Genomic DNA, 15,506 nt, shown 5'->3' with positions numbered 1-15,506 from the left:
AATAAATAAAAGCAGCATGCATTAAAAATAAGCAGTCAAAGATGACTTCGTAAAACAAAAAACCTTAAGTGGCTTATACACTTAAGGTTTCCTTATACTTCATTTTTAAACAGAGTAAATCCAGGTATTCTTGGCGCCATTTTTCAAAAGCTTTTGACTAATGCGAATCGCATCTTTTTCATTAGCTGCTAGAGCGACCATTACCCCACCTAGACCTGAGCCTGTAAGCTTGGCTCCCAGAGCACCATTTCTCAGCGCTGTGTCCACTAAGGTATCTAAGCGTGGGTGTGAAACTCCAAGTGAAGAAAGATTTTCATGCGCTTGGTTCATCACTTGCCCCAAATCTTTTAATTTATTTGTCATGAGAAAATCTTTTGAAGCTTTTGAGAGTTGACCTAACTTTTCAATATGGCCTTGTGCCTTGGCCTTATTCTCTGATAATTTTTCCCTGACTATGCTAATCGCTTGACTAGTAAAGCCGTGTACACCTGAATCTCCAATAACCAGGTAACCCGATAGATTGAGATCAAAAGATTCGGCAGTTTGACCTTTAATAAACCAAAGCGGTAACTCCGAATTAACGGTTGCGACATCAATTCCTGATGAGCGGCCATGTGTAATATTCTCCGAGAAGTTAGCAAAAGATAAGAGCATTTCATCTGTTAGCTCTGCATCAAAAAAATCATAAAAGGCACGTGTGATTGCTGTTGCTAGAGCTGCTGATGCTCCCAATCCCCGTCCCAAAGGAATATTCGAATCAATTTCCAGAGAAAATGGAAGTTTTACGGAATGGAATTTTTCTAAAAGACGTAGGATGAGTTGGCGTACCCCCTCAAATTCGTCTCCTAACACATCCAATCTGCGCCGTGATTCATTATTTTCAATATATTGTCCGTATTTGATAGAAGAAATTGTAACGGTTGTCTTCAGAATAGTAACAGGTAACGCAATTGCAGGCTGCCCATAAACAACCGAATGCTCTCCAATCAAAATTAATTTGGAATGAGCGGTTCCTGTGCCCATTTTATTTGTAGTCATAACTATAAATTCTCCATTAAAGTACGCAAAGGTACTTGACAATTTTATAAAATTTGAGAGTGAAAATCAAGTAGCAATTCTTTTTTTGCCCATAATATCTAGATAAATAGGATAAATCTGTCCTTTCTCTTCTGGTATTGTGTCAAAAAAGTTATAATAAAAACATGGACAATTTACGCAAAGCAATTGAAAAAATGGATATTGTCACTGTCGATGCTGCAGTTAAATATAGTGGGTTAAGCAGAAAAGTGATACTTGATTTTATCCATGAAAATCCTCATCTAAGAATCTTTGATGAACAAGAGCAACATTGGGTTAATGAAAATGTTGATGGACATTGTTAAATACAAATAAAAAGTGCTTCTAGCACTTTTTATTTGTATTGCTCCATTCCGGGTACCTGATCTCCCCCAAAATATTTTTGAGAAAGTTCTTTCAAATATCCATCTTCAGCCATTTTTTTAATCTCTTGGTTAAGATCTTTTTGAAGTTGGGTTTGACTATTGTCAAGGATATAGTAAGTATAGGTCTTGAATTCAGGATATTTTTCAAGATCTGTAGGTACTGTATCAGATACACCTGTTACAGCATGTTCTTTAACAAGATTTTCCGCAGCAGATTTTGAAGCAAAGATAAAGTCCATTTGTCCATCAGAAAGAGCTTGTAAACGTTCTGCCAACCCGCGTTTTGAATAATCTACGGTAATTTTTTTATCAGGATGTGCACTATTCCACTGATCCATAATGTCACCATAGTTGGTCCCTGTTGGAATCTCGGTTTTCTTCCCTACAAGCCCTTCAATGGTTGTGATTTTATCTTTATCATTAGAGAAAATCGCATTAATGCCTTGCGTTGTGGGGAAACTAAAGAGATACTTTTCCTCACGCGCCTTTGTTTTACCATAAATATTCACACCGATATCTGCACGTCCTGCATCTAGAGCTGCAAGAATAGCACTGTCATCGTATGTTTTAAAGTCAAATTTATATTGAGGCAAATTTTCATCTGCTTTTTTGAGAATATCATATTCATAACCTGTCAGCTGCCCATCCTTCGTATACTCGTAAGGATTTGATGATCCAGAGATTGCCACATTGACTGTGGTCGTTTTTTCTTGACCGGCGGTTGTACTTTTATTCGAATTCGAGCACGCTGCTAGTAGAGTAACACCAGCTGCACTCAAAGCCAATAAGGTTATAACTTTATTTCTTTTCATTATAGCTCCACTTCCTTTTTACTTACGTTTTGATTTTAACATAAACTAAACAATTTCCATTTATCTACGCTTATAAATAAGTGCTACATTGATAAAATAAAAAAACAACCTAAAGTTGCTCTTTCTATTTTATAAATCATGATACTGTGCATAAAGATCCTGCCGCACCAGCTCACGCTCTTTCGCCACTTGCTTGATGGCTACGTTAGGTTTTATTCCCGATGCAACCAGAAGTTGAACAGCTTCTAATGCTGTAGTCTCATCCTCTGAATTATCCTCAACTTCTCCATTGAAGCCAGCAACGATAATTAAACATTCTCCCTTAATCGGTTGCTCTTTTAAAGAAAGTAAAACTTCTGAAATTTTACCTCGACGATATTCTTCATAAATTTTGGTTAATTCGCGTATTAAGGTAACGTCTCGATTCCCATAGATCTGAGCCATATTTTCTAAAGTTTCTGCTACACGATAAGGAGACTCATAAAAAATCTGCGTTTCAGGATAGGTCATTTTAGTTTCCAAAAACTTCTTCTGTTCACCTTTTTTACGAGGTAAAAAGCCGTAAAAAATATGAGGCTGAGGGACTAATCCAGAAGCGATAAGACCTGTTATTCCAGCTGAAGCGCCTGGTAAGGCTACTACATCGATATTTCGCTTAATGGCTTCCACAACTAAATCATGACCTGGATCAGAAATTGAAGGCATACCTGCATCTGAGACTTGTGCTAACGATTTTCCTGCCATAAGAAAATCTAAAAGCTTCGGAATTTTATCAAAGGAGTTATGCTCATGAAAAGACTCTTGAGCCACCTTGATTTCAAAATGATTAAGTAATTTTTGAGTGTTGCGTGTATCTTCACTTGCTACCAAATCCACGGTTCTTAGGGTTTCCAAAGCACGTAGTGTCATATCCTGCATGTTGCCGATAGGTGTTGGCACTAAGTAAAGCTTACCTGCGCTTTTTTCACCTTTAAAGCTTCGTTGTATATTCATCATCTGTACAAAAGCTCCAAGCAGTCCAAGCAATTTTCACCATCTTGCAAACGCTCTGCATAATGTAAATGACACACATGAAAGCCTTCATTAAAAATTTGAATCAGATTTGGATTAGGTTCATCTTTTGACTTTGAGCTAGCTTTTTCTTCTTTTTTCTCAATATGCGCCAAACGTTCGCGTAATTTTTCATTTTCCATGCGAATCGTTGCATTTTCTTTTAAGGATTCATCCAGTGCATCACGCACCGTTGAAATTTGGCCCAGTGTATAAGCCAAACTTTCCTCCAACAGCCCCAGTTGCACATAAATCTCATTTTTATCGATCATTATTTCCCCCATAACTTACCTCTATGTCAATTCTTCTTAAAGATTTACCTCTGAAATATCAAACTCTTTTATTGTATGCTCTAAGCGAAGCTTAATTTTGTTATTCAAAATGTTAAGTCCAATAACTTTCCCCTCACCATCTGCAGTCGTAATATGTTCACCAAAATCAGGAAAATTTTTACGTGCTTCCCTATAAAACTCATCTTCATAAGATAAACAGCACATTAAACGACCACAAAGACCATTCAGTTTGCTTTGTTTTAAAGAGAGCGACTGATTTTTTGCCATCTTAATAGAGACATTCGGAAATTCGTAAATAAACTCCGAACAACAAAGCGGTCGTCCACAAGGACCAACACCGCCATACATTTTTGCTGCATCACGCGCTCCAATCTGACGAAGCTCAATTCGCGTACAAAAAGTCGCAGCTAATTCTTTAAGTAAAGCTCGAAAATCCACTCTATTTTCCGATGTAAAGGACACAAAAAGCTGACTTTGGTTTAAATTATAAGCTGCATTTGTAACCTTCATGTCAATCCCACAATCTGCAACAATTTGGCGAATCTTCGTGCAGGCTTGTTGCGAGAGCTGCTCTGTCGTATAAATCAACTCTTCATCTGCTTCTGTTGCTGCACGAACAATTTCTCCGGATGTATCAACATTTTTATCTTGTGGGAGTTGCTTCATTACTCGACCATAAGTCTTGCCTTTTTCGTTTTGAATAATGACTTGCGTTCTTGGTGCAAATGTTTCATGACCACTTACAAAGGTATTTTGTTCTCCATGTGTAAACTCTACTTCGTAAATCATATTATCTTCTTCCTATTTCAGCACTATATATTCCAAACAAGATCCAAAGCGCACATTACTTTTCCACATTTTTTCTGCTTGAAAGGTTTTTTGAACCCATTTGGACATCTTTTCTTGATTAAAAAGCTCCAAGAGCAGAGAAAATACTAAAGTTTGTTTCTCCTTATCCTCAATATTTTCTGCAACATTTGTTAGATAAAGAAATGCTTCCCGTCGATCCGTCTTAACTAATTTCAGCAATTGTTGGAGTTTCTTCAATGTATCATTAAACCAAGTGGCTCCACTTAAATCCTGGGCTTCTTCTACCGAGTTACAAACCCGACTCAGTAATTCTGCCTGTGTTTTTAAGACACCATTTTGTTCCAACGTTTCTTGCATGTAGGCACTATTTTTGGGGAAACTAAAAACTTGTGTACGCGATTTAATGGTGGGTAACATGAGATTATCATTTTCTGTGATCAAAAAAACATGTGTTGCATTATCAGGTTCTTCAATGGACTTAAGTAAAGCATTTGCCGCGTTGCTGTGCATTTTTTCAGCTTCAGTGATAATGACCACTTTCTGAGCGCCTTCAAATCCTGACTGACTAAAAACTTCCGACAAATCCCGAATTTGTCCTGTTTTTATAGTTTGACCTTCCGGACGAATAATGTGTAAATCGCTAAATTCATCCCTAGCAACTAAACGACAGTGACGACAGTTCTCACAAGGTAAATTGTCCTGTAAATTTTCACAAAAAATAGCCTGACTTAGCCAAATAGCCATATCCAAACTACCAAATCCCCCACTAAAGAGATAAGCATGGCTCAGTTTATTCACACGTAAAATATGCTTAAAGCGTTCAAAAAGTGCTGGTTGAATATCTGCAATTTTCATGAAAACTCCTTAGTTTGAAATTTTATTACAAACAAAATTTCTTTTTGATGACTGTTAACGTGTCTGCAACAACTTTGTCAAGTTCTTGACTGGCATCAATCGTGACAAAGCGCTCAGGCTCATTCTTAACAATTTCTAAGTAACCTTGTCTGACTTTACGATGCATCTCAGCACGTTCGAGATCAAGTCTATTAACTTCATCTGCTCTATTTTTCATAATTCGTTCAAGTGCAACATCTGTATCAATATCGAAATATAATGTCAAATCCGGTTTAAGACCATCTGTTGCAAATTCATTAAGCCAGTTTACAGGTTCAACACCAAGTTCACGTCCGTAACCTTGATAAGCAACCGATGAATCAATAAAACGGTCAACAATTACCATTTTGCCTGCAGCCAGCGCTGGAAGCATTTTGGTTTGCATGTGTAGGCGACGTGCCGCAGCAAACAGCATCAGCTCTGTCTTACTGTCAATTTCTGTATTTTCTGTACTTAAAATTATATTTCGAATCTCTTCTGCCACACGTACACCTCCAGGTTCACGTGTCGGAAGGACTTTATAAGACGATTTTTCTAGTTCGGGAAGAATATTTTGTAAAACGGTTGTTTTACCGGCCCCATCTGGCCCTTCCAAACTAATTAATATTCCATTCATATCTTATATTATAGCAAAAATAAAAAGAAAAAATATGGGAAAAATGTTCTTTTATAAATATTGTTTACTATATAAGTTTCTTATTTTACAAATGATTTCACTTTTGTAAAAATTCTATATTATGGAAGGCTTTACCTTGCTATACTACTGTAATAATTGTATAATGAGAAAAGCAATTAATATTATATACATCTAAGCGAAAGGATTATCATGAAAAAAATTCTTGTTGTTGACGACGAAAAACCAATTTCAGATATTGTAAAATTTAATCTCGTCAAAGAAGGGTATGAAGTAGTCACTGCTTTTGATGGTGAAGAAGCTCTTGAACTCTTTGAATCAGAAAAACCCGATCTTATCTATCTTGATTTGATGCTTCCAAAAATTGATGGCCTTGAAGTTACACGTCAAATCCGTAAAACTTCTGAAGTCCCTATTTTGATGGTTTCTGCTAAAGATACAGAGTTTGATAAAGTTATCGGCCTTGAACTTGGTGCAGATGATTACATCACAAAACCATTTTCAAACCGTGAACTACTTGCTCGTATTAAATCAAACCTACGCCGCATGACAAACGTTCCTGTTGAACAACCAAAAGATTCTAAAAAAGAATTGGTAATTGGTAACTTACGTATCAACCCAACACATTATGCCGCATATAAAAATGAAACACAGCTTGACTTGACACACCGCGAATTTGAATTACTCTATTATCTTGCACAACATCTCGGTGAAGTTATCACACGTGAAACTTTGCTTGAAACTGTTTGGGGCTACGATTACTTCGGTGATGTTCGTACTGTTGACGTAACTGTTCGTCGCCTTCGCGAAAAAGTTGAAGATACTCCAAGCCGCCCTCAATACGTATCTACACGTCGTGGCGTTGGATACTATATGAGCGAACCTCATGAATAAATTTTTTAATTCAATAGTACTTAAAGGAGTAGTGATTCATCTACTTCTTTTTGGCATTTTTGAGATAGTAAATAGTCCATACTTCCTCACACACACTACTGCACTCTTACAGTTTTTCATCTTTTATCTGGTCACCTTAAGTCTTCTTATTTGGTATCTCAGTCGCTTGGCTCAAACGGCAAATAAAATATCTCATCAAGTGGATGATTTTTTGCATGATAACTATGAAAATCGCCAAATTTCTAAAGAAAATAATGAGCTCTCAGTAGCTTACAATAAATTGTTATTACTTGGACATGAAATCGAAGATCGGCAAGAACATTTAGAGAATCAGCGCAACCAACTGGAGAGTATTTTAACCTACCTTGCCGATGGTGTCATCACTACAGATAGGCATGGTAAGATTAATCTTGCTAATCACGCAGCACTGACTCTTCTTGATCAGTCAAACGAGTTAATCATTGGTAAAGATTTGATTGATATTCTAAATATCTCCGACAAATATTCTTTTCATGATTTACTACAAAAAGAGCCCGAACTCACACTCAATGCCATCAATTGTGAAGGGGCAGCTGTTATCCTCCGCGTAAACTTTATGCTCTTCCGTAGCGAATCAGGGTACATTTCTGGGATTATTGCTGTTCTTCACGATACAACGGAACAAGAAAAAACAGAAAGAGATCGCCGACTTTTTGTGTCCAATGTCTCGCATGAGTTGCGCACCCCTTTGACTTCTGTCAAAGCTTACTTAGAAGCGCTCAATGATGGGGCCCTAGCTGATCCCGAGGTTGCTAGTCACTTCGTGGATGTTTCCCTTAACGAAACAGATCGAATGATTCGGATGATCGGGGAGCTTTTAGAACTCTCTCGTATGGACCAAGATAAAGTTAAACTTCATACTGAAATTATCAACTATGTCGATTTTATCAACTATATCCTGGATCGTTTTGATCAAATTATCGAAAAAAATTACAATAACTTTAAAATTATTCGTCAAATATCTCAACAAGAGATTTGGCTTGAAATCGATACCGATAAGCTTTCGCAGGTTATTGACAATATCATCAATAATGCCTTTAAGTATTCTCCAAAAGGCGGAACAATTACCGTAAGCGTCTGGTGTGAAAGCAACAAAGCATTTACTTCTATTGCCGACCAAGGTATGGGAATCCCAAAACCTGCTTTAGCCAAAGTTTTTGACCGTTTTTATCGTGTCGATAATGCTTCAAGAAATAGCCAAATCGGTGGTACAGGCTTAGGCTTATCTATTGCCTATGATATTATGAAACTCCACAAAGGTGATATAGTAGTCACTTCTGATGGTAAAACTGGTTCAACTTTCACCCTGTCTTTCCCTTACAGTGATGAAATTAATCAAGAAAATAACGACTGGGAGGATTTTGCTGAATGAGCACTGAATCAGCATTTAAATATTCAATTTTAGCATCAGGAAGTACTGGAAATTCTTTTTACTTGGAAACACCTGAAAAGAAAATTCTGGTAGATGCTGGATTATCTGGAAAAAAAGTCGAGAGTTTATTAGGAGAGATTGACCGAGACATCAAAGATGTCGATGCACTCCTGATTACTCATGAGCATAGCGACCATATCAAAGGAATTGGTGTTCTTGCCCGAAAACACGGTATTCAGCTTTACGCCAATGAATTAACCTGGCAAGAACTGGAAAGTAAAAACTCACTAGGAAAAATTGCGAGTGAGCAAAAACATATCTTTGAAATGGGCAAAACTAAAACTTTTGGCGATATCGATGTCGAAAGTTTTGGGGTGAGTCATGATGCTATCGCGCCCCAATTTTATCGTTTTATGAAAGATAATAAATCCTTCGTATTACTTACAGATACAGGTTATGTAAGTGACCGTATGCGTGGTACAATCGAAAATGCCGACGGCTATCTTATGGAAAGTAATCACGATATTGAGATCCTCCGCATGGGGGGCTACCCTTGGAAAACAAAACAACGTATTCTCAGCGACCAAGGCCATTTATCTAACGAAGATGGTGCCGAAGCTGCTTTTAATGTTTTAGGAAATAAAACAAAACGCATCTTCCTCGGTCACCTTAGCCTGAATAACAATATTCAAGAGCTTGCACATATGACCATGGACGGTTTTCTGGCGCAACATGATGTTGATACCAAACGTGACGTTCATATTATTGACACTAGCCATGAGCATGCAAGTAAACTCTATGATATTTAGACAGTATTTACAGCAATAAAAAAAGACACGAATTCGTGTCTTTTTATTGTTACATCATACCACCCATCATTGATGGATCCATAGCTGGAGCTGCTGGTGCAGCTGGTTCTGGTTTATCAGCAACGACTGCTTCAGTCGTCAAGATAAGTCCTGCTACTGAGGCCGCATTTTGGAGGGCTGAACGTGTTACTTTAGCCGGATCCACAATACCTGTCTCAATCATTTCAACCCATTCACCAGTTGCGGCATTGAAACCAATACCTTTTTCTGCTGATTTAAGTTTATCAATAATGATTGAACCTTCGTAACCTGCATTAGCCGCGATTTGTCGTACTGGTTCTTCTAATGCGCGACGTACAATTGTGATACCTGTTTGCACGTCCCCTTCTTCTTCAAGACTGTCAAGGGCAGAGATAACTGTAACAAGGGCAGTACCTCCACCAGCAACGATACCTTCTTCGACGGCTGCGCGTGTTGCATTAAGTGCGTCTTCAATCAAAAGTTTTTGCGCTTTAAGTTCAGTTTCTGTAGCGGCACCGACTTTAATCACAGCGACTCCACCAGAAAGTTTAGCTAAACGTTCTTGAAGTTTTTCACGATCAAATTCTGAAGTAGTTTGTTCAACTTGAGCTTTAATTGTTGCTACACGAGTAGCAATAGCATCTGCTGAACCAGCACCTTCAACGATTGTCGTATGTTCTTTATCAACAGTTACTTTATTGGCTTGACCAAGTGCATCTAAGCTTGCATCTTTAAGTTCTAAACCAAGCTCTTCCGTAATTACTGTACCGCCTGTGAGGATTGCTAAGTCTTCAAGTTGGGCCTTGCGGCGGTCGCCAAAGCCTGGAGCCTTAACCGCTACAACATTGAAAGTACCACGGATTTTGTTCAACACGAGGGTTGGTAATGCTTCACCATCAACATCATCTGCCACAATAAGTAAAGGACGATTTGTTTTCAAGATTTGTTCAAGTAATGGTAAAATTTCTTGAATATTTGAAATCTTCTTATCTGTGATCAAGATATATGGGTTATCAAGGTTGGCCACCATTTTTTCATTGTCTGTCACCATATATTGTGACAAGTAACCACGGTCAAACTGCATACCTTCTACAACTTCAAGTTCAGTTTGCATACCTTTTGATTCTTCAATAGTAATAACACCATCGTTACCAACTTTTTCCATGGCATTTGAGATATACTCTCCAACCTTTTCTGAACGAGAAGAAACAGAGGCAACTTGTGCAATAGCTTCTTTACCAGATACTGGAATAGATAATTCCTTGAGTGCTTTTACTGCTGTTTCCGTTGCCAACTCAATACCACGACGAATGCCCACTGGATTAGCTCCGGCAGTTACGTTCTTCAAACCTTCACGAACAATCGCTTGTGTTAAAACAGTCGCTGTTGTAGTACCATCACCCGCAACATCATTTGTTTTTGAGGCCACTTCACTGACTAATTTTGCCCCCATATTTTCAAAGTGATCTTCTAATTCAATTTCTTTTGCGATAGTTACACCATCATTCGTGATAAGTGGACTACCATATGATTTTTCCAGAACAACATTGCGACCTTTAGGACCAAGTGTTGTTTTTACTGTATCTGCTAAAATATCAATACCACGAACCATTGCTGAACGAGCATCTGATGAAAATTTAATATCTTTTGCCATTTTTTATTATCTCCTGTCTTTATTTTCCTTAAACAGTCGCAAGAATTTCAGATTCTTTGATAATCAAGAAATCTTCGCCTTCAAATTTTACATTTGTACCGGCAAACTTTTCAAAGAGAACTGCATCACCAACTTGTACTGTTGGTGCAATAACTGTACCATGAGGAGTTGTTTTACCTGGGCCTACTGCCACAACTTCTGCAACTTGTGGTTTCTCTTGTGCTGCTGAGGCCAAGACGATCCCACCTAAAGATTTTTCTTCTTCCTCTTTTATACGCAATACAACGCGATCCGCTAAGGGTTTCAACATGTTATTCCTCCATTTTATGTTATTTTAGCACTCTTTAAGTTGGAGTGCTAATTTATATATCTTATTTTACCGCGAAGGTCAAAATTAGTCAAGAAAAAAACTTCTTTTTTTATTTTTTTAAATCGTTTTCTTATGGAGCCTGAGTTTCTTCAAGGCCCACTCGTAATGTGAAGCCAATGATGACTGAAAATACTGCGCTAAGGATGTTGTCCCAGTCCAAGGATAATATTGCTTCGTATAAAGCTCTTCATCTGAAAAATGTTGCAATAACTGGATAGTTCTTAGGTGACTTGTAGCAAGTTTTTCCTTTATTTCTTCATAAGGAGTAGCTTGATGCTTTTCCCAGATCTCTTGATTCATTGTCGCATAGTTTTTCCAAGTATAGGGTGTGGGTAAAAAGCTTTGACAGTTTCCTGAAACATTACTTTTTACAAAATTTTGTAAAAGTACTTGCCACTCATAAAGATGGGCATACACATCACGGATATTCTTATCTCGCCCCCAATGTGCCTCTTTTCCCTTCTCTTGGCCAAAGGCAAAAGTTGCTGTTTGTGCCTCTAAAGGTAGTGCGTCAACCAAATGACACAGCTTTTTCCAGTTTTCTTCTGAAAAGGAAATCAACTCTTTTTTCGTTTTTGCCTTTACCATTTTTCCCTCCTCACTTTCCTGTTCTCATCCTATCAAAAGAAAACGCTTTTTTCAATTTAAAACGGTAATTCGTCTTCTTTTAAATTAAGAGCACTATTTTCTATAGAATCTTGTCGCATGGCAACTGTCGCGCGACTTTCCAAAAGGTCAAAAGTTTTCACCAACACTTCTGTCACATAGCGTTTTTGTTCCTGCTTGTCCACATAATTCCTGGTTCGTATCTCCCCTTCTACAGCAAGTAGGGCACCTTTTTTAGCATAGGATGTACAGTGTTCCGCCTGTTTCTCCCAAAAGACCAAAGCGACAAAGTCTGTATCTTTTTCACCTGAAGCATTTTTATAGCGTCGTTTGACAGCAAGATTTATTCTCAATAGGCTTTTCCCATTAGATGTTTTAGTGAGTTCTGGATCTGCAACGAGTCGGCCAACAAGTAACGTTTTATTCATTTTGACACCTCCTTACTTTTTGTACGAAAAAAGACCTCAGCTTTCACTAAGGTCTTTATTATTTTATATTTAGGCTTGCCACATGCTTGTTGCATCAAAAGCTGACCCAGCTTCTAAATCTGTATCCAATTCGATGATACCACGAACTTGTGGTGCATTTGGTAAGTCAAGCTCTCGTGCCGAGCACAGCATGCCATAAGAAGGTACACCACGCAAAGCACCTGGCCAGATTAAAGAACCAGAAGGCATCATTGCACCAGGTAAAGCCGCTACTGTTTTCATACCAACAACGGCATTGGGAGCACCACAAACGATTTGAACTGGTGCATCTAGACCAACTTCTACTTGGCACACATGTAAATGATCGCTGTCTGCATGATCCTCCATCGTTAAAATCTCAGCGACTACAAATTTAGGTTGGCCATCATATGTAAACTGCTCGTCAAAGCCAGCTGCCTTAAGTTTTACATTAAGTTCCGTTACTTGAGGCTCAGATAAATCATTATGTCCTTGAGCCAAATCTGGCCAGTCTTTTTTTATATCGAAAATGTTCCAGCCCACTGTTTGTCCTGTATCTTCACGGAAGATACGCGCAACATCCGCCTTACGTTCGTAAGTTACTTCTGCGCCCTCATTGTTTGCCACAATCAGCATGAGGACATCACCAACATTTTTATTATACGTTGCAATCATTTTATTTATCTACACCCTTCAAAAATTCACTAACTTCTTCTTTAGTTTTACGTAGCTTATTCACTAAGCGTCCTGTTTCTTTACCATTTTCAAGTGTCACAAAGCTAGGAATACCCATGATTCCCCATTCAATAGCCAAGTCCATGAATTCGTCACGGTCAACTTCTACAAAGTCAAAGTCTGAAAATTCAGCTTCTAATTCTGGCATTTTTGGTTTGATAAAAGTACAGTCTGGGCACCATCCTGCAGTGAAAAACAAGACATGTTTGCCTTCTGATTTTACAATTTCAGCTAGTTCCTCATAATTTTTTGGAATAATCATAAATACTCCTCTCCTAATTCTGTAATTTCTAAGGTTTCTCCATCAATTTCAAAATTGATGTTTTGGTTTGTTCCAACAATCACGCCACCTTGATAAATAGCTCCGCGATCTGCCTCCTCAAAGATCCATACTGTTTGAATATCTTGGTCAGCAAAAGCTTCACGTACTGCTTGAATAACCTCTGCCCGCAAATTTTCTTCAACGTGTTTATAACTCTGATAGAGCACTCGCGCACCAGCTACACCAGCCAGCAGCCCTAAACCAACTTTCAAATATTTTTTCATATAAAAAATTTTAACATAAATTTGAGTATATTAGTACTTATAATTACTGTTTCCCCTCAGATCAGTTCCGCTTTTCTATAAATCCCCTAAAACTTATCCGTCTTTAAAAATTATAGTTATTAAATAGCATTAGGACAATACTATTATATACGGCTTTTAAATGCTACAATAAGGGAGTATAAAAAATCAAAGGAGACGAGATGACTCTATTTAACAAAATTAAAGAAATAACTGAAATTCAAGCAACAAGTGGTTACGAAGCACCAATGCGTGACTATCTTCGTGCCCGTATGGTGGACCTCGGCTACACACCTGAAACTGATGGTCTGGGCGGAATCTTTGTCACTAAAGAAAGTAAAACAGAAAATGCGCCTCGTGTTATGGTTGCAGCTCACATGGATGAAGTCGGCTTCATGGTGTCGTCAATTAAGGCAGATGGTACTTTACGTGTAGTCACTCTGGGTGGTTGGAATCCTTTAGTTGTTAGTGCACAACGCTTTACGCTATTCACACGTGATGGTAAAAAAATACCTGTTGTGACTGGTGGCCTACCACCACATCTTTTACGTGGAGCAGCGGGCGCACCTGCTATGCCACAAGTGGAAGATATCATCTTTGACGGTGGTTTTATGAGCAAAGAAGAAGTTTTAGAATTTGGGATTCGTCAAGGTGACGTCATCGTTCCTGAATCTGAAACAATTTTAACTGCTAATGGTAAAAATGTCATCAGTAAAGCTTGGGATAATCGCTACGGGTGTCTTATGGTCTTAGAACTTTTGGACTACCTTAAAGACAAAGAATTGCCAGTAACCTTGATTATCGGTGCAAATGTTCAGGAAGAAGTTGGCCTTCGCGGTGCCCATGTTTCAACAACTAAATTTAAACCTGAAGTTTTCTTTGCTGTTGACTGTTCTCCTGCAACGGATACTTTTGGAAACGACAATGGTCGTCTTGGCGAAGGCTCGCTTCTTCGTTATTACGACCCAGGTCATATCATGCTGCCTGGTATGAAGGACTTCCTCCTCAACACAGCAGAAGTTAATGGTATCAAAACACAAGCTTATATCTCAAAAGGTGGAACTGATGCTGGTGCAGCACACTTGCAAAACGAAGGTGTACCTTCAACAACTATTGGTGTGTGTGCCCGTTATATCCATAGTCACCAAACTATCTTCAACATGGATGATTTCACAGAAGCGCAAAACTTTATCCGGGCTATCGTTATGAGTCTTGATCAAGAAAAAGTAGCAGCCATTAAAAACTACTAATAAAAAAGTTAAAAAAAAGAGGTCCTGAGCCTCTTTTTTTAGTCATTCAGTTTTATTTCAGAAAGAAAAAGTAAAATCATAAAGCACCAAATATGAATTTTAGGGAAATTTATGAATAAAAAACTATACTATACTACTGGTTTACTTACTCTGGTAAGTTTTATCACACTGACTGCCATTGTAAAACTTTCTTATACACACGCACCTATTCCAAGCATTGATTCGCATTTACAGACAGTTGCTTGGCATCTTCAAAACAATGAATTTTTGGTTCAAATTTCAAGTGTAATTGCTAAATTTCTAGGTGACACAATGGGCGCTATAATTGGTCTTGTTATTGCTGCTATTATTTTTATCAAAGATAAGGTTTCAGCAATATGGTTAGCTCTGGTAGCCGGAATTGCTGTGGGGGGAAATACCTTGATTAAATTAGTTATTGGCCGTGATCGCCCTGACATTCATCGTATTGCCGCCTTTACAGATGAGCCAGGAAAAAGTTTTGCCAGTGGACATACAACTTTTGCTGTAGTACTCTTTGGCTGTCTCTTTTTTACCCTCTTACACTATCTCTCTTCTGTATGGAGCAAAACATTAGTTGGTTTTGTCGCTGTGGGGTTAATTTTTTTAACAATGTTTTCACGTGTACTTCTTGGGGTACATTATCCTTCGGATACTTTAGGCGGCTTACTTTGGGGGCTTTCAGTCATCTGCCTCACTTATCCAACTTATCTTCATTATAAAAACTCAGAAAAACTTCAACCTTATATACCTAAAAGTATGAGAAGAGCTGATTAAAGCTAAAAAGCTTTGA

Annotated in this window: 20 protein-coding genes; 6 read left to right on the top strand and 14 right to left on the bottom strand. The window is 38.1% G+C overall.

Features of this window, described 5'->3' with window-relative positions:
- Positions 1 to 105: 105 nt before the first annotated feature.
- Entirely contained in the window at positions 106 to 1,038 is a 933-nt protein-coding gene (gene mvk / locus J0J33_RS03750; protein WP_165716508.1) for a mevalonate kinase, read from the bottom strand.
- A 164-nt stretch (positions 1,039 to 1,202) separates the two neighbouring features.
- On the opposite strand from mvk, the gene J0J33_RS03745 reads away from it, so the two are divergent.
- Positions 1,203 to 1,382, top strand: a complete 180-nt coding sequence (locus J0J33_RS03745; protein ID WP_029343527.1) for a hypothetical protein — start codon at positions 1,203 to 1,205, stop codon at positions 1,380 to 1,382.
- Positions 1,383 to 1,411: 29 nt separating this feature from the next.
- On the opposite strand, the gene J0J33_RS03740 is transcribed toward J0J33_RS03745, so the two are convergent.
- The 6 genes from J0J33_RS03740 to tmk all read right to left on the bottom strand — a co-directional run bounded on the left by J0J33_RS03740 (position 1,412) and on the right by tmk (position 5,917).
- Entirely contained in the window at positions 1,412 to 2,254 is an 843-nt protein-coding gene (locus J0J33_RS03740) for a transporter substrate-binding domain-containing protein (protein WP_019291346.1), read from the bottom strand.
- Positions 2,255 to 2,383: 129 nt separating this feature from the next.
- The gene (gene rsmI / locus J0J33_RS03735) at positions 2,384 to 3,247 is read right to left on the bottom strand and encodes a 16S rRNA (cytidine(1402)-2'-O)-methyltransferase (protein WP_206889138.1); all 864 of its coding nucleotides are present in this window, start codon (positions 3,245 to 3,247) and stop codon (positions 2,384 to 2,386) included.
- Positions 3,247 to 3,588: a DNA replication initiation control protein YabA gene (locus J0J33_RS03730; protein ID WP_019293863.1), complete on the bottom strand. Its 342-nt coding sequence runs from the start codon at positions 3,586 to 3,588 to the stop codon at positions 3,247 to 3,249. Before J0J33_RS03730 ends, rsmI begins: the two co-directional genes overlap by 1 nt.
- Before the next feature lie 24 nt (positions 3,589 to 3,612).
- Complete coding sequence (gene ricT / locus J0J33_RS03725) at positions 3,613 to 4,386, bottom strand: regulatory iron-sulfur-containing complex subunit RicT (protein ID WP_206921785.1); 774 nt, start codon at positions 4,384 to 4,386, stop codon at positions 3,613 to 3,615.
- A gap of 12 nt (positions 4,387 to 4,398) precedes the next feature.
- Positions 4,399 to 5,262: a DNA polymerase III subunit delta' gene (locus J0J33_RS03720; RefSeq protein WP_019293862.1), complete on the bottom strand. Its 864-nt coding sequence runs from the start codon at positions 5,260 to 5,262 to the stop codon at positions 4,399 to 4,401.
- Positions 5,263 to 5,287: 25 nt separating this feature from the next.
- On the bottom strand, positions 5,288 to 5,917 hold the full coding sequence (gene tmk, locus J0J33_RS03715; RefSeq protein WP_117516745.1) for a dTMP kinase: 630 nt from the start codon (positions 5,915 to 5,917) through the stop codon (positions 5,288 to 5,290).
- 210 nt (positions 5,918 to 6,127) lie between these two features.
- Between tmk and yycF the strand changes: the two genes are divergently transcribed.
- Genes yycF through J0J33_RS03700 form a run of 3 tightly spaced genes read left to right on the top strand, consistent with a single transcriptional unit; the run spans position 6,128 to position 9,049 of the window.
- Positions 6,128 to 6,829: a response regulator YycF gene (yycF, locus tag J0J33_RS03710; protein WP_003133894.1), complete on the top strand. Its 702-nt coding sequence runs from the start codon at positions 6,128 to 6,130 to the stop codon at positions 6,827 to 6,829.
- Entirely contained in the window at positions 6,822 to 8,240 is a 1,419-nt protein-coding gene (locus J0J33_RS03705; protein ID WP_206888223.1) for an ATP-binding protein, read from the top strand. Before yycF ends, J0J33_RS03705 begins: the two co-directional genes overlap by 8 nt.
- Complete coding sequence (locus J0J33_RS03700; RefSeq protein WP_165716504.1) at positions 8,237 to 9,049, top strand: MBL fold metallo-hydrolase; 813 nt, start codon at positions 8,237 to 8,239, stop codon at positions 9,047 to 9,049. Before J0J33_RS03705 ends, J0J33_RS03700 begins: the two co-directional genes overlap by 4 nt.
- A gap of 49 nt (positions 9,050 to 9,098) precedes the next feature.
- Here the strand turns inward: J0J33_RS03700 and groL are convergent, their stop codons facing one another.
- The 7 genes from groL to J0J33_RS03665 form a co-directional block, all read right to left on the bottom strand.
- A complete protein-coding gene (gene groL, locus J0J33_RS03695; protein WP_003133890.1) occupies positions 9,099 to 10,724 on the bottom strand; it encodes a chaperonin GroEL in 1,626 nt (541 codons plus the stop codon).
- A 28-nt stretch (positions 10,725 to 10,752) separates the two neighbouring features.
- Positions 10,753 to 11,034: a co-chaperone GroES gene (gene groES / locus J0J33_RS03690; RefSeq protein ID WP_206888220.1), complete on the bottom strand. Its 282-nt coding sequence runs from the start codon at positions 11,032 to 11,034 to the stop codon at positions 10,753 to 10,755.
- A 117-nt stretch (positions 11,035 to 11,151) separates the two neighbouring features.
- Positions 11,152 to 11,682, bottom strand: a complete 531-nt coding sequence (locus tag J0J33_RS03685) for a ClbS/DfsB family four-helix bundle protein (RefSeq protein ID WP_206888217.1) — start codon at positions 11,680 to 11,682, stop codon at positions 11,152 to 11,154.
- A 56-nt stretch (positions 11,683 to 11,738) separates the two neighbouring features.
- Positions 11,739 to 12,128, bottom strand: a complete 390-nt coding sequence (locus J0J33_RS03680; RefSeq protein ID WP_019291355.1) for a single-stranded DNA-binding protein — start codon at positions 12,126 to 12,128, stop codon at positions 11,739 to 11,741.
- Between the two features lie 69 nt (positions 12,129 to 12,197).
- On the bottom strand, positions 12,198 to 12,821 hold the full coding sequence (gene ytpR / locus J0J33_RS03675; RefSeq protein ID WP_206888214.1) for a YtpR family tRNA-binding protein: 624 nt from the start codon (positions 12,819 to 12,821) through the stop codon (positions 12,198 to 12,200).
- Between the two features lies 1 nt (position 12,822).
- Positions 12,823 to 13,143 carry a thioredoxin family protein gene (locus J0J33_RS03670; protein ID WP_165716501.1) on the bottom strand — a complete coding sequence of 107 codons (321 nt, stop codon included), beginning with the start codon at positions 13,141 to 13,143 and terminating at the stop codon, positions 12,823 to 12,825.
- The gene (locus J0J33_RS03665) at positions 13,140 to 13,427 is read right to left on the bottom strand and encodes a hypothetical protein (RefSeq protein ID WP_206888211.1); all 288 of its coding nucleotides are present in this window, start codon (positions 13,425 to 13,427) and stop codon (positions 13,140 to 13,142) included. The genes J0J33_RS03670 and J0J33_RS03665 overlap by 4 nt, the downstream gene beginning before the upstream one ends.
- 200 nt (positions 13,428 to 13,627) lie before the next feature.
- On the opposite strand from J0J33_RS03665, the gene pepA reads away from it, so the two are divergent.
- Both pepA and J0J33_RS03655 read left to right on the top strand, forming a co-directional pair.
- The gene (gene pepA, locus J0J33_RS03660; protein ID WP_206888208.1) at positions 13,628 to 14,695 is read left to right on the top strand and encodes a glutamyl aminopeptidase; all 1,068 of its coding nucleotides are present in this window, start codon (positions 13,628 to 13,630) and stop codon (positions 14,693 to 14,695) included.
- A 111-nt stretch (positions 14,696 to 14,806) separates the two neighbouring features.
- Complete coding sequence (locus J0J33_RS03655; RefSeq protein WP_206888205.1) at positions 14,807 to 15,490, top strand: phosphatase PAP2 family protein; 684 nt, start codon at positions 14,807 to 14,809, stop codon at positions 15,488 to 15,490.
- The last annotated feature ends 16 nt before the right edge of the window (positions 15,491 to 15,506 follow it).

Origin of the sequence: Lactococcus sp. LG1267 (assembly GCF_017309545.1) — a bacterium.
Classification (GTDB): domain Bacteria; phylum Bacillota; class Bacilli; order Lactobacillales; family Streptococcaceae; genus Lactococcus; species Lactococcus petauri.
This window is presented reverse-complemented; position numbering and strand designations above follow the sequence as displayed.